A 14,548-nucleotide genomic window follows, 5' to 3' on the forward strand; every position below is an offset into this window, starting at 1 on the left:
CCATGTCCGGGAAGCAGGCGCCGAGCGCCGCGGCACGCCACGCGGTCGAGACGCTCGACCTGGCCGTCAAGGGCGCCAAGGCCTACGAGCGCGACGACCTCGTGCAGAGGCTGTCCAGCGCTCGGCGCCTGCTGACCGACTCCACGGTGACGGTGCACGTGGTCGGCGAGTTCAAGCAGGGCAAGAGCTCGCTGGTCAACGGGTTGCTGACGGCCCCGGTCTGCCCGGTCGACGACGACGTCGCCACCTGCGTGCCCACGGAGGTGCGCTACTCACCGCACGTCACGGCGAGCGCGACCTTCGAGTCGATGCCGGGATCGGGCGGATCGGGCTGGACCGAGACGATCCCGCCCGGCGAGATCGCCACCTACGCGTCCGAGGCCGGCAACCCGGACAACAAGCGCCGCCTCACCGCGGTCACCGTCGGCCTGGACCGCCCGCTGCTGTCCAGCGGGCTGGTCCTGGTCGACACGCCCGGCGTGGGCGGCATCGGCTCGGTACACCACGCGACCACCGTCGGCAGCCTCCCGCAGTCGCACGCGGTCCTGTTCGTCACCGATGCCTCCCAGGAGCTGACCGCCGCCGAGCTGCGCTTCCTGCGGACCGTGCAGGAGCTCTGCCCGACCGTCGTCCTCGTCCTGACGAAGATCGATCTCTACCCGCACTGGATGCGCATCGCGGAGCTCGACCACGCCCACCTCCAGCGGGCCGGTGTGGACATCGAGATGATCGCGGTCTCCTCCGAGCTGCGGTCCCTGGCCGCCACGGCGGGCGACCAGGCCCTCAACGCGGAATCCGGGTACCCCGCGCTCGTCGGACGGCTGGGCCGGGTGGTGGCCGAGGCCGAGCGGCTGGCCCTCGACGCGGTGGTGGTCCACGTCGTCTCCGCGATCGACCAGATGGAGGCGACGGCCACCGCGCGGCGTGACGCCCTGGTCGACCCGGCCAACGCCGCCGCCCTCCTCGCGCGGCTGAGCGCGACCAAGGAGCGTGCCGACGCGCTGCGCGAGCGGTCCTCGAAGTGGCAGGTCCTGTTGCAGGACGGCTTCGCCGACATCGCCTCGGACGTCGAGTTCGACCTTCGCCAGCGCTCGCGCGCGGTGCTGCACGAGGCGGAGGCCGCCATCGACGACGGCGACCCGGCGAAGAACTGGGAGCAGTTCGAGGAGTGGCTGCGCGAGCGGCTGGCGGGCGAGGCGATGGAGAACTACGCGCTGTTCGTCCGGCGCGCCAAGGAGGTCGCCGCCACGGTCGGTGAGCACTTCGAGCTCGCCGAGTCCGAGATCGTCACCGCGCGGACGGTCGCCGCCCCCGTGGACCTCGTGGGCGGGCTCTCTCTCGACGCCGGCTTCACCAACAAGAAGGCCAAGGGCGCCCTCGGAGCCGCGTTCAACAAGACCTACGGCGGCGTCCTCATGTTCACGATGCTGCCCGCGATCGTGGGCCTGGCCGTACCGTTGCCCGTCGGCCTGCTCGGCGGCGCGCTGCTCGGCGGACACGGGTACCGCGAGGAGCGCAAGCGCCAGCTCGAGCGCCGGCGCCAGGAGGCCAAGACCGCGGTGCGGCGGGTCATCGACGACTTCAACCTCCAGGTCGGCAAGGACTCCCGCGACGCGATCCGCCACGTGCAGCGTGAACTGCGCACGTCGTGGGGCGAGCGGGTCGCCGAGCTCCAGCGCTCCGCCGCCGCCGCGCTGTCCGCGGCCCAGGCGGAGGCCAAGGGCGGGGAGTCCGACGCGGGGACGCGCGAACGCATCGAGTCGGACCTCGCCACGCTCCAGCGGCTGCGGGCGCGCATCGAGGACCTGCGGGGCCACCTCGCCCGCATCCGCACGGCGGAGGCTCCGGCGGCGGCGCCGGCGGCCGAGGCGGGGGTGCCGGCATGACCGGCCCGGTCGCGTCCGCACCGCCGCTGCTCGCCCGGGTGCGGATGCTGCTCGGGCGCGCGCTGCAGGTCTACGGCGGCGGCCCGCCGGCGCACGCGCTGCGCGACGCCGCGGTCCGGCTCGACGAGCCGTTGCGGGTCGCGATCGCCGGACGCCTCAAGGCCGGCAAGTCGACGCTGCTCAACGCCCTGGTGGGCCAGGAGCTCGCGGCCACCGACGCGGGCGAGTGCACGCGGATCGTCACCTGGTTCCGCGACGGCCACACCTACCGCGTGATGGCCCACCCCCGGCACGGTCCGCCACGGCAGCTCCCACCCGGCCCGTCGGGCAGCCTGCTCGACGTCGACCTCGGCGGCTGGCGGGCCGAGGACGTCGACCGTCTCGTCGTCGACTGGCCCTCGGCGGCCCTGCGAACCCTGACCCTCGTCGACACGCCGGGCATGGACTCCCTCAGCACCGAGATCTCCGGACGGTCGGAGACCGCGCTGGGCACCGACGAGGGCGCCGGGTCGCAGGTGGACGCCGTCGTCTACCTGATGCGCCACGTGCACACGTCGGACATCCGCTTCCTCGAGGCCTTCCGCGACGACCCCGCCGAGCGGCGCCCCATCAACACGATCGGCGTCCTCGGACGGGCCGACGAGGTCGGCCACGGACGGCCCGAGGCGCTCGAGAGCGCGGCGCGGGTGGCGCGCCGCTACAGCGAGGACCCCCGGGTGCGCGGCCTGTGCCAGACGGTGCTCCCCGTCGCCGGCCTGCTCGCCGTCACCGCGGCCACGCTGCGCGAGGACGAGTTCCGGGCGCTCGGCGCGGTCGCGGCGGCCCCGGAGGTCGACCGCGAACGGCTGCTGCTCACCGCCGGGCGCTTCGTCGGGGCCGACGACGCCTTCGGGCTGTCGCACGAGCAGCGGGCGGCGCTGCTCGACCGGTTCGGCCTGTTCGGGGTCCGCCTCGGCACCCGCCTGGTGGTCAGCGGCGTCGCGACCACCGCCGGCGCGCTTTCCCGCGAGCTGCTCGACCGTTCCGGGCTCGTGCCCCTGCGTGAGGCCCTGGCGACGCGGTTCGCGGCGCGGGCCGAGGTGCTCAAGGCACGGTCGGCGCTGCTGACCGCCGAGGCCGTGCTGCGGCGCCACCCGGTGGACCCCGCCAGCGGCCTCGACCGCGAGCTCGAGCAGATCTCCGCGTCCGCCCACGAGTTCGCCGAGGTCCGGCTGCTCGACCGGCTGCGCGCCGGGGAACTGATGCTGACCGACCAGGAGCGCCGCGACGCCGAATGCCTCCTGGGGGCCGAGGGGGTCGACCCCGCGTCGCGGCTCGCGCTGCCCGCCGAGGCCCCGTCCGCCGATCACGTCCGGGCGGCACAGGCGGCCCTGACGCGGTGGCAGCGCCGTGCCGAGCACCCGACCTCGGTGCGCGAGGTGCGCGACGCCGCTCGTGTGCTCGTGCGGACCTGCGAGGGCCTCCTGCTCGGGGCGACGGGATGGTCGCCCCCGCGGCCGGCGCCCGCCGGCCCCGTCGCGCCGGTGCACCCGGCGCGGCCGGGCGCAGGGGTCCGGCGGTGAGCCGGCCCGGCGGCGCGCCGCCCGGGATGCCCCCGCACCTCTGGGAGCTGGCCAAGCGCGACGTCCGCACCGCGATCCCCGAACGGCTCCGCCGGGCCCGGACCTCGGGTGCCGAGGCTCCGGCCCGCGTGCGGCAGCTCGCCCGGCGCGCGGCCGGCGTCGCCGCGTCGGCCGGCGCCGTGGCCGCCGCGGTGGTCATCGGCCAGGGCTTCGCGGGTGCCGGGGACGTCACGCTGGCGGGCGGCACGACCCCGCTCGGACCGGCGGGCCCGGGGGGCGCCGAGGGGTTCGACGGGCTGGGTGGCGGCTCCGGCGGAGGATTCGGCGGAGGGTTCGGCGGAGGGTCCGGCGGCGGCTCCGCGGGCGGCTCCGCAGGCGCGGGTGGCACCGCGGGGACGGGCGGGGCCGGCGCGGGCGGGTCGTCGGCGACCGGCGGGCCTGACGGCCCCGGGGGCCCCGACGTCGTCGGCGGCGCCGCCAGCTCGACCGGCGGGTCGCTGGCCGACGGGCCGGTCGAGTCGGGTCTGGGCACCAGCTTCCGGGTGCAGGAGAGCGCCGAGCCGGGCAGCGAGGACTGGCTCGAGGTCGAGATCTTCCAGGACGTGTCGGTCACCGAGACCGCCGACGGGATGTTCCTGGTCCAGGCCGTCCAGGTCATCGTGATCCGGGACGACGACGGCAACGAGTACGTGTTCCGGGAGATCCATCAGGTCACGGTCCCCGACCCGCCGGGACAGGAGACCGACCTGTTCATCACCCAGTCCGGCTACGTGCACGTCATCGAGAACCCCGACGGGTCGTTCACCCCCGTCACGACGGACTACGAGCTCGACGTCGCGTTCGGCTCCGACGGCGACGGGTTCGACGAGGTCACCATCGACCAGGACGCCGTGGTCCGCCTGACCGACCGGGAGCAGGTGCCCGACGACGACGTCGGGGTCGTGCTGAGCTCGCGTGCGGTGTCGACCAGCGACGACACCGGCGACGAGGCCACGAGCACGATCTTCCAGGACCAGGTGCTGCTCGACGGGGAGGCCCCGCCCGGCGAGGTGACGACGGTGGTCGTCCACGACGACGACCCCTTCGGCCCGCCGGCGCTCACCGAGGTCGACGGCCGCTCCCAGGGCACGGGCACCTCCGGTACCGGCGGGTCACCCGCGACGACGGGCACGCCGGCCGGTGCCGCGACGCTCCCGGCCCCCGGTGGCGCCGCCGGGGCGGGCACGACCACCGCAGCGCCGCTGGCGAGCTCGATCGCGGCGCCCGCGGCCGCGGCGGTGACCGCGCCGGTGTGGTCGTCGGGTACGCGGGAGGGCGGCCCGCGGGACCTCGACGATCTCGCGTGGGGAGGTGGCGGCGAGGGCACGGCCCCTGGCGGCTCCGTCCCCGCCGACACGTCCGACCCGTCCGACCCGTCCGACACGTCCGACCCGTCCGACTCGTCCGGCGCGTCGGGTCTGGCGGGCACGCCCGACACGACCGACCCGGCCGGCACCCCCGGCACCCCCGCCGTGACCGAGGACCCCGCGGAGACCGTCGACCCCGGCCTGACGTTCGAGGGGGCCGCACCCGCCGACCGTTCGGGGGGACGGGGGGACGGCGCCGACGTCACGGGCCGCGAACCGGGCGGAGCCGCCACGGACGCGACGGGGACGACCGACGACCTGCGGGAGGACCCGGGCGCCGACACCGAGGCGGGGGACACCGTCGGATCGAGCGACACCGTCGCGTCGGCGGAGCCGGCGGGGTCGACGGAGCCGGCGGGGGCGAGCGAGGACACGGGCCTCGTGGAGGACACCGACACCGGCGGGGTCGACGACACGTCGGCGTTGCTGGGCTGACCGGCGCGGGACGGAGAGGAGAACGCGGTGGGTTACGGACTCGGTGTCGATCTCGGCACCACCTTCACCGCGGCGGCGGTCGAGCACGACGGCCACGTCGAGATGGCCCCGCTCGGCGACCGCGCGGCCGCGGTCCCCTCGGTGGTGCTCGTCCGCGAGGACGGCACCACCCTGACCGGCGACGCCGCCGACCGGCGATCCGCCACCGATCCCGACCGCGTCGCCCGCGAGGTCAAACGCCGTCTCGGCGACCCGACGCCCCTCGTCCTCGGCGGCTCCCCCTACTCGCCGGCGGACCTCATGGCGCGCCAGCTCGCCGACGTCGTCCGTCTCGTGGCGGAGCGGCAGGGTGGGCGGCCCGACCGCGTGACGCTGACTCACCCCGCCAACTGGGGTCCGTACAAGCGCGAGCTGTTCGGCCAGATCCCCCGTCTGGCCGGCCTGGACCACGTCCGGATGATCACCGAGCCGGAGGCGGCCGCCGCCCACTACGCCTCCGGAGAGCGTCTCGAGGAGGGCGCGCTGGTCGCCGTCTACGACCTCGGCGGCGGCACCTTCGACGCGACCGTGCTGCGGACCGTCCGCGGCGGCTTCCGGATCCTGGGTACGCCCGAGGGCGTCGAGAACCTCGGCGGGGTCGACTTCGACGAGGCGGTGGTCGCGCACGTCGACCGTTCCCTGGACGGGGCGGTGAGCGCGCTCGACCCGGCCGATCCCCGGGCGACCGCGTCGATGGTCCGGCTGCGTCAGGACTGCGTGCTCGCCAAGGAGACCCTCTCGGCCGACACCGAGACGACGATCCCGGTGATGCTGCCCGAGCTGCAGACCGAGGTGCGGCTCACCCGCGCCGAGTTCGAGGGCATGGTGCAGCCGTCGATCACCGCGACCATCGCGTCGCTGCGCCGCGCGCTGGACTCCGCCGAGGTGACCCCCGACCAGCTCGACGCCGTGCTGCTCGTCGGAGGGTCCTCGCGGATCCCGATGGTGGCGCGTATGGTGTCCGCGGAGCTCGGGCGCCCGACGGCCGTGGACGCCCACCCGAAGCACGCGATCGTGCTCGGCGCGGCCCTGCTCTCGCGGCCCCCCGCCGAGCGCCCACCGGCCGGCGCACCCGCCCCGGCCGTGCCGCGCCCCCGGGGACCCGTGTCCGCGCCCCCCGCGCGGCCGGAGGGGAGGCCGGCGCGCGCGGCCGGCGTGGGTGGGGCCGCCGCCGCCGGCGCCGCGGTGGGCGGGGCCGCCGCGGGGCCCGCGAGCACCCGCGCGCTGCCCCACGCCCCGGGGGGCCGGGCGCCGTCGTCGGGTCCGTTCCCCCGCGTGGCCGGGCCGCCCTCGGGGCCGATCGGACGGCCGGGCCCGCCCGGCGGCCCCCGGTCCACGCCGGCCGCGGGCATGCCCGCCCCGGGGTTGACGAGCCCGGGCGACACCGGGGCACCGCCACGACACCCGCGGCGGATGCCGATCGTGGCCGCGGCGATCGTGGCTCTGGTCGTGCTCGGCGGCGGGGGCGCGTGGGCCTACACCGCGCTGTCCGGCAGCAGCCCGACCCCGCCGCCGGCATCCGTCGCCCCGGCCACGCCCGTCGCCCCGAGCACGGAGCCCGGGGACGTGGTGTCGGCCGAGCCGGCGGAGAGCAGCGCGGCCCGGCCCCCCGCGACGGAGGCGCCGACGCGTCAGCGCACCACCGCGCCCCCGACCACGCGGGCGACGACCACGACGACCCGCCCCGATGCCGGGCAGGGCAACGAGGAGCGGACCGCCGACACGGGTGCCACCGACGGCGGCGACTCGGGTGGTGGCACCGGCGCCGGCGGGAACGCCGACGGCGGCGGCAGCGGGGGCTCGGGCTGAGCGCCGGCCGCGCTCAGCGGGTGGTCGGCAGGCCGACCACGTCCGGGAGCTCCGCGCGCCCGGTGATCCCGAGCTTCTGGTAGACCGACGCCAGCACGTTGTCCACGGTGCGCACCGACACCACGAGCTGGGAGGCGATGGCCCGGCTCGTGAGGCCGCCGGCGGCGAGGGAGGCGATCTCGGTCTCCCGCGGCGTCAGCTCGTCGGCGCCGTCGAGCAGCGCGAGCGCCGGGGTGACTGCGGCCGCCGGGGCCCAGCCGCGGGCCCGCACGGCGGAGGCGCGGGCGGACGAGGGACGGCCCGCGGCGCGGTGCGCCGCGCACGCCTGCGCCGCGGCCTCCGCGGCGAGCAGCAGCATCCCGCGGTCGGCGAACGCCTGGGCCGCCGTGTCGAGCGCCCGGGGGTCGGCGTCGGCCACCGCCCGCGCGTGCGCGGCGTAGAGGTCGTGCAGGCGCCCCGTGCCCCGGGCGGCCAGGCGGTCGAGCTCCGCGACGACGGCCGGGGGCGCCTCCCCGATCCGCACCACGGCGTGCAGCGACTGCAGCACCGCGAGGCGCCCCGCACGGGCCGGCGTGTCGAGGGCCATCCGCACGGCCTCGCCGCGGCGTCCTCCCAGCCCGGCGAGCCACACGCGCGCGGTCCAGGTCCAGGCGCTGAACAGGACCTCGTCACCGAGCGGTTCGGCCTCGGCGAGCGCCGCCCGGGCCCGATCGAGGCCCCCGAGCGAAGCCAGGGCCACCGCGATCTCGCTGACGAGCGGCAGAGTGAACGGGAAGCGGGAGGCTCGCACGGCGGCCGCCGCCTCCTGCAGCCACCGGACGGCCTCGGGGAGCCGGCCGCGCCGGGCCGCGACGATCCCCAGCCACGTCGCCGCCAGCGAGGCCGGCTCGGGGGCCGACTCGAGCAGCGCCTCCTCGCGCAGCCGCTGGGCCACCGCCTCGGCGGCCGGGAGGTCGGCGTCGAGGAGGTGGGCGTACCAGCGGGCGGTGCGCGCCTCGTAGCCCGTCCAGCTCCGGGGGCGCCCGGGCGGTGCCGCGGCCTCGGCCCGCTCGGCCAGGGCCAGCGCCCGCGCGTGGTCCCCGGCGAGCGCCGCCGCGAGCGCGGCCACGGCGAGACCGTGGTCCGCGGCGTCGGGGTCGAGGAGGTCCGGGTCGGGGTGGGCCCCGCTCTCGAGCGCCGGATCCGGTCCGACCGGGCAGCCGGTCATCAGTCTCCGGTAGGCCCGCAGCACGGCGACGCCGGGCTCGACCGTGCCCGTGCCGTCGCCGCCGGTCGGCGGGTCGATCTCGTCGACGACGCGGAGGGCGGTGCGCAGGTCGTGGAGGCCCCAGCACAGGTTCGGCACCCGCAGGAGCGCGAGGGCACGGTGCGCGCGGGCGTCGTGTCCGGTGGCGTCGCGGTCCGCCATCGCGGCGGCGAGGACGCGCTCGGCGTCGTCGGCGAGCGCCAGCGCGACCAGGACGCGCCCCAGGCGCAGCGTCGTCGCCGTGCTCGCGGACCGGCCGATGGCCGCCCGGGCGAGCTGGGTGGCGAGCCGGCGGTCGGACGCCAGGACGGCTTCGGCGGTGGAGACCAGGTCGTCGGCGCCGGCGGCGATGCCCTGCTCCTCGCGCCACCACAGGAGGCGGGCGCGGTCGAGGCCGCGGCGCGCCCCGGTGCGCTCGAGCGCCTCGGTCAGCCGTCGGAAGGCCTGGCGCGTCTGCCACGGGCTGGCCTGGCGCCGCAGCACCTCGGCGTGCAGGGGGTGGGTCAACGAGACGTCCACCCGCCGGCCGCGCTGCACCGAGGAGAGCAGGCCGTCGTGCTCGAGCCGGGTCAGGGTCTCCGGCGCGACCGTGCCCGCGAGCAGCTCGCTGCCGAGGGGCTCGCCGAAGGCGATGAGCGTCAGCAGCTCGAGGTCCTCGGGCGAGCGCCGGCCCATCTGGCGTTCCACCAGCTCGACCAGCCGGGGGGTCGGTTCCACCGGTCCGTCCCAGCGCCAGACCTGCCCCACGCGGCGCAGGGTGCCGGCGGCGCGCGCGGCGTCGACGAGCTCGCGCAGGAACAGCGGGTTGCCGCGCGAGAGGTCCCAGAGGCGGCGCAGGGTCGCCTCGTCCACGTGGTCGCCCAGCGCCGAGCGCAGGAGGGTGTCATGGTCGGCCCGCTCGAGGTCACCGATGTCCAGCCGGTCGGCCAGGCCCTCCTTCCACAGCGCGAACACCGCGTCGCGCACCGGGGTCCCGGAGGGGACGGTCACGATGACGAAGGCCTCGTCGGCGGCGGCGAGCTGCTGCACGAGCGCGGCGCTCGTGCCGTCGAGCCAGTGCGCGTCGTCGACCGCCAGCAGCAGCCGGGCACCACCCGCGTCGGCGACCAGCCGGCGTCGCGCGGCGAACAGGGGGTTCTCCCCGAGGTCCGCGCCCTGCCCCGAGAGCAGGTGGCTGACCGCCCCGAGCGGGAACGGCGCGGTCGCGCTCGTGGCGATCAGCCACCGCGGGGCCCACGTCGGGCCCTCCGCGTCGCCGGCCACGGCGGCGAGCGCCGCGCGCGCCAGCCGCGTCCGTCCGCACCCCGGCGGCCCGACGATCACGACGCCGGCGCGACGTCCCGTCCGGGCCAGCCGCGTGACCGTGGACAGCACCTCGCCCCGACCCACGAGGGGCCAGCTGTCGGGCATGGGACGGGCCACCTCCCCGGAGGCACGGGCGGCGCCGTGTGCATGGCGTGTCCGAAAGATGCTGTCGTGGCCTCGTCCAGTGGACAAGCCTGCGGGAGTGTCGGCTACTCCTCGTTGAGCACCGGCTCCTCGCGGTGAGCAGGTCGTTGCGTCGGCTTCCGCCGTCCGGACCAGTCGCGGCTCGGCGAGGACCCGCGGCGCGGTGTCGGCGCGGGCGGGGCGGCGCTGCGTGGCCCCTCGTCGCCGGGAGACACTGCCGTCACCACCACCCGTCCGAGAGGACATCGCCGTTGAGGATCGCCCTCGTCGCCACGTGTCTGGGCGACGCGATGTTCCCGCAGGCCCTGAAGGCCACCGTCGAGATCCTGGAGCGCCTCGGGCACGAGGTCGTCTTCCCCTCCGACCAGACCTGCTGCGGGCAGATGCACGTCAACACCGGCTACCTCGACATGGCGCTGCCGCTGGTGCGCCACCACGTCGAGGTGTTCGCCGACGCCGCCGAGGTCGCGGTGGCGCCGTCGGGCTCCTGCGTCGGCTGCGTGCGCCACCAGCACGCGATGGTCGCCCGCCGCGGGGGCGACGAGGACCTGGCGCGGGCGGCCGAGGACCTCGCGGGGCGCACCTACGAGCTCTCCGAGTTGCTGGTCGACGTCCTCGGCGTCACCGACGTCGGCGCGTACTACCCGCACCGCGTCACCTACCACCCGACGTGCCACTCGCTGCGGATGCTGCGCGTCGGGGACAAGCCGCTGCGGCTGCTGCGGGCGGTCCGCGGGCTGCACCTCGTCGAGCTGCCCGACGCCGAGGTGTGCTGCGGGTTCGGCGGCACGTTCGCGGTCAAGAACGCGGAGGTCTCGACGGCGATGCTCGCCGACAAGATGGCGAACGTGCTGACCTCGGGCGCCGAGGTGTGCACCGCCGGCGACTCCTCGTGCCTGATGCACATCGGCGGCGGGCTGTCGCGCCTGCGCTCGGGCGTGCGGACGGTGCACCTGGCGGAGATCCTGGCCAGCACCGAGGACGGGACGCCGGCCCGGGACATCGTGTTCGACACCACCGAGGTGGGGGAGGGCAAGGGGGTGCACCCGTGAGCTCGACCGATCTGGGGATGCCCACCACCGCGCCCGACGGCGTCGGCTTCCTGCGCGGCAGCGAGCCCTTCCCCGCCGCGGCGCACCGCGCGCTCGCCGACACCCAGCTGCGCCGCAACCTCGGCCACGCGACGCGCACCATCCGCGCGAAGCGGGCGGGCGTCGTGGCCGAGGTGCCCGACTGGGAGGAGCTGCGCCGCGCCGGGGAGGCGATCAAGGCCGACACCATGGCGCGGCTGCCCGAGCTGCTGGAGCAGCTCGAGGCCTCGGTGACCGCCCGCGGCGGCGTCGTGCACTGGGCCCGCGACGCGACCGAGGCGAACGCGATCGTGGCCGGCCTGGTGCGCGACACCGGTGCCGACGAGGTCGTCAAGGTCAAGTCGATCGCGACGCAGGAGATCGGGCTCAACGAGGCGCTCGCGGAGCAGGGCATCACCGCGACCGAGACCGATCTCGCCGAGCTCATCGTCCAGCTCTCCGACGACCGGCCGTCGCACTTCCTCGTCCCGGCCATCCATCGCAACCGCTCCGAGATCCGCGACATCTTCCTGCGCGCGATGCCGGGGGTGGACCCGGACCTCACCGACGACCCGCGCCGGCTCGCGATGGCCGCCCGGGCCCACCTGCGCCGCAAGTTCCTGTCGGCGCGGGTCGCGATCTCCGGCGCGAACTTCGCGGCCGCCGACACCGGGACGATCTCGGTGGTCGAGTCCGAGGGCAACGGGCGGATGTGCCTGACCCTGCCGGACACGCTGATCACGGTGATGGGCGTCGAGAAGGTCGTGCCGCGGTGGTCGGACATGGAGGTGTTCCTCCAGCTGCTGCCGCGCAGCTCCACCGGGGAGCGCATGAACCCCTACACCTCGACGTGGAGCGGGGTGACGCCCGGCGACGGGCCGCAGACGTTCCACCTGGTGCTGCTCGACAACGGCCGGTCGAACGTCCTCGCCTCGGAGGACGGGCGGTCCGCGCTGCACTGCATCCGCTGCTCGGCGTGCCTCAACGTCTGCCCGGTCTACGAGCGGACCGGCGGGCACGCGTACGGCTCGGTCTACCCCGGACCCATCGGGGCGGTGCTCTCGCCGCAGCTCACGGGCATCTCGGGGCCCGACGACCCCAACGCCTCGCTGCCGTACGCGTCGTCGCTGTGCGGGGCGTGCTTCGACGCGTGCCCGGTCCGCATCGACATCCCGAACCTGCTGGTGCAGCAGCGCGCGGCCTCGATCGCCGCGCACCGGACGCCGACCGCGCAGGACCTCGCGATGCGGACGGTGGCCGCGGCGATGGTGTCGCCGGGCCGGTTCCGGGCCGCCGAGCGGGTGCTGGGCCTCGGGCGCTTCGCCGGGCGCTCCGGGCGCATCCGCTTCCTGCCCTACCCGGGCTCGCAGTGGACCTCGGCGCGCGACGCGCCCGCCCCGCCGGCGGAGACGTTCCGGCAGTGGTGGAAGCGGACGCGCTCGTGAGCGCCCGCGAGGAGGTCCTGGCGCGGCTGCGGGCGGCGCGTGACGCGGGGGCGCCGCGGGGCGGGGTGCCGCCGACGCCGCGGGAGTACCGGCGCGTCGGGGCGCTGGCGGCGGGCAGTGCCGAGGTCGTCGACCGGCTCGAGGAGACCGTCACCGAGTACCGGGCGGTGGTGTTCCGGGCCGCGGGCCCGGGCGACGTGCCGGCGGTCCTGGCGTCGGTGCTGGAGGGCGTCGGGTCGGTCGTCGTGCCGCCCGGGCTCCCCACGACGTGGACCGACGGGCTGGCCGTGACGGTGCGCCGCGACGACCCGCCGCTGTCGGTGCCCGAGCTCGACGGCCTCGACGCGGTGCTCACCGGAGCGTCGGTGGCGATCGCCGACACCGGCACGCTCGTGCTGGCCGCGGGCGAGCCCGACCAGGGCCGCCGCGCGATCACCCTCGTCCCCGATCACCACGTGTGCGTGGTGGACGCGGCGGCAGTGGTGTCGTCGGTGCCCGAGGCGCTGGCGCGCCTCGATCCCACCCGCCCGCTGACCTTCGTCTCCGGCCCCTCGGCGACCAGCGACATCGAGCTGGACCGCGTCGAGGGCGTCCACGGCCCCCGCCGCCTCGACGTGGTGCTCGTCGGCCCCCCACGTGCGTGATCTTCTGAGCTATAGCTCAGAAGATCACGCACGTGGGTCAGCGGCCCCGGACCGGCCGCCCCCACGTCGTGCCCTCGCGGATCGTGCGCTTGAGCAGTTTCCCGCCGGGGTTGCGGGGCAGGGGGTCGCCGGTCACGACCACGTACTGCGGCACCTTGAAGTCGGCGAGACGCTGCTCCAGGTGGGACAGCACGGCGTCCACGTCGATCCCCGAGCCGACGAGGACCGCGCCGACCTTCTCGCCCATGACGTCGTCGGGCACGGCGACGACGGCCGCGTCGGTGACGCCGGGAGCGCCGGCGAGGGCGTTCTCGACCTCGACCGAGTAGACGTTCTCGCCGCCGCGGTTGATCACGTCCTTGGCCCGGTCGACGATCCGGACGATGCCGTCGTCGACGCGCGCGAGATCGCCGCTGTGCAACCAGCCGTCGACGAAGGTCGCCGCCGTCGCCTCCGGGGCGCGCCAGTAGCCGTCGACGACGTTGGGGCCCCGGATGAGCAGCTCCCCCACCCCGGCCTCGTCGGGGTCGGCGAGGGCCAGGTCGACGACCGGAGCCGCGAAGCCCACCGCGTCCGCGTGCTCCGCGGCCCACTCGTGCGGCAGGAAGGTGGCGATGGAGGAGGTCTCGGTGAGCCCGAAGCCGTTCCCCAACCGGGCCCGCGGCAGCTGCTCCCGCAGCCGCCGGACCAGGGCCGGAGCGATCGGGGCACCGCCGTAGCTGACCCGCCGGACGTGCGAGAGGTCGACGTCGAGGTCGTCCCGCGCCAGCGTCAGGCCGTAGACGGCCGGGACGCTGACAAGGGTGTCGATGCGCTCCTCCACGATCGTCCGGACGAACGCGGCGCCGTCGAACGTCGGCAGCACGACGGTCGTGCCGCCCAGGCCGAGCTGCACGAGCAGCTGGGAGTTGCACCCGGTGACGTGGAACAGCGGTACCGAGACGAGGTTGCGCAGGGACGGCCCCTCGGTCCGGTCGATCCCGGTCACGCGGATCGCGGTCTCGACGTTGGACAGGAAGTTGCGGTGCGTGGTCCGCGCGCCCTTGGGTCGTCCGGTCGTGCCGCTCGTGTAGAAGATCGCCGCGAGGTCGCCGGGCACCAGGTCGTCGAGGGCCTCGGGGTTCCCCGACGGCAGCGGCGACCCGGGACGCAGCGCGGCCCTCGCCCCGCTGTCGGTGAGGACGTGCTCGACCTCGGGCGGGGCGAAGCGGGTGTTCACGGGGACGGCGACGGCCCCGGCCATGAGCGTGCCGAGGAAACCGACGACCCAGTCCAGCCCGGCCGGCAGCAGCGACGCCACGCGGTCGCCGCGGCCGACGCCGTCGAGGACCAGCCCGCCGGCCACCCGCGCCGCGCGCTCCCACAGCTCGGCGTAGGAGACCCGCTCGCCGCCGACCTCGACCAGGGCCTCGATTTCGGGATGGCGCTCGACCGAGGCCCGCACCATGGCCACCACGGACGGCGGGAGGTGGTCGTACCGGGCGATGCCGTCGGGGCCGCGGGTGACGCCGGAGGCGTCGAACGGGTCGTCGCCGCGCGGGAGCGGTTCGGGCACGG

General features: G+C 76.3%; 9 protein-coding genes. 7 read left to right on the forward strand and 2 right to left on the reverse strand.

Annotation, left to right across the window (positions count from 1 at the left end):
• Positions 1 to 2: 2 nt before the first annotated feature.
• From C8D89_RS19190 to C8D89_RS19205, 4 genes are read left to right on the forward strand one after another with little or no spacing between them, the layout of a single operon-like run.
• Positions 3 to 1,886, forward strand: coding sequence for a dynamin family protein (locus tag C8D89_RS19190; protein WP_116709734.1), 1,884 nt, complete (start codon positions 3 to 5; stop codon positions 1,884 to 1,886).
• Positions 1,883 to 3,448, forward strand: coding sequence for a dynamin family protein (locus tag C8D89_RS19195; protein ID WP_116709735.1), 1,566 nt, complete (start codon positions 1,883 to 1,885; stop codon positions 3,446 to 3,448). The genes C8D89_RS19190 and C8D89_RS19195 overlap by 4 nt, the downstream gene beginning before the upstream one ends.
• Positions 3,445 to 5,289: a hypothetical protein gene (locus tag C8D89_RS29835; RefSeq protein WP_207787313.1), complete on the forward strand. Its 1,845-nt coding sequence runs from the start codon at positions 3,445 to 3,447 to the stop codon at positions 5,287 to 5,289. Before C8D89_RS19195 ends, C8D89_RS29835 begins: the two co-directional genes overlap by 4 nt.
• A 27-nt stretch (positions 5,290 to 5,316) precedes the next feature.
• Positions 5,317 to 7,137 carry an Hsp70 family protein gene (locus C8D89_RS19205; protein WP_207787314.1) on the forward strand — a complete coding sequence of 607 codons (1,821 nt, stop codon included), beginning with the start codon at positions 5,317 to 5,319 and terminating at the stop codon, positions 7,135 to 7,137.
• Between the two features lie 13 nt (positions 7,138 to 7,150).
• Here the strand turns inward: C8D89_RS19205 and C8D89_RS19215 are convergent, their stop codons facing one another.
• Positions 7,151 to 9,793 (reverse strand): helix-turn-helix transcriptional regulator, encoded by a 2,643-nt coding sequence (locus C8D89_RS19215; protein WP_116709737.1) that lies wholly within the window; start codon positions 9,791 to 9,793, stop codon positions 7,151 to 7,153.
• A gap of 290 nt (positions 9,794 to 10,083) precedes the next feature.
• Between C8D89_RS19215 and C8D89_RS19220 the strand changes: the two genes are divergently transcribed.
• The 3 genes from C8D89_RS19220 to C8D89_RS19230 are packed head-to-tail and all read left to right on the forward strand — an operon-like array spanning position 10,084 to position 12,991.
• Positions 10,084 to 10,884: a (Fe-S)-binding protein gene (locus C8D89_RS19220; RefSeq protein ID WP_116709738.1), complete on the forward strand. Its 801-nt coding sequence runs from the start codon at positions 10,084 to 10,086 to the stop codon at positions 10,882 to 10,884.
• 17 nt (positions 10,885 to 10,901) lie between these two features.
• Positions 10,902 to 12,347, forward strand: a complete 1,446-nt coding sequence (locus C8D89_RS19225) for a LutB/LldF family L-lactate oxidation iron-sulfur protein (RefSeq protein WP_116709842.1) — start codon at positions 10,902 to 10,904, stop codon at positions 12,345 to 12,347.
• Entirely contained in the window at positions 12,344 to 12,991 is a 648-nt protein-coding gene (locus tag C8D89_RS19230) for a LutC/YkgG family protein (protein WP_116709843.1), read from the forward strand. Before C8D89_RS19225 ends, C8D89_RS19230 begins: the two co-directional genes overlap by 4 nt.
• Positions 12,992 to 13,028: 37 nt before the next feature.
• On the opposite strand, the gene C8D89_RS19235 is transcribed toward C8D89_RS19230, so the two are convergent.
• Positions 13,029 to 14,546: a class I adenylate-forming enzyme family protein gene (locus C8D89_RS19235; protein ID WP_207787315.1), complete on the reverse strand. Its 1,518-nt coding sequence runs from the start codon at positions 14,544 to 14,546 to the stop codon at positions 13,029 to 13,031.
• Positions 14,547 to 14,548 lie beyond the last annotated feature (2 nt).

Source organism: Actinomycetospora cinnamomea, from assembly GCF_003096675.1.
Lineage (GTDB): Bacteria > Actinomycetota > Actinomycetes > Mycobacteriales > Pseudonocardiaceae > Actinomycetospora > Actinomycetospora cinnamomea.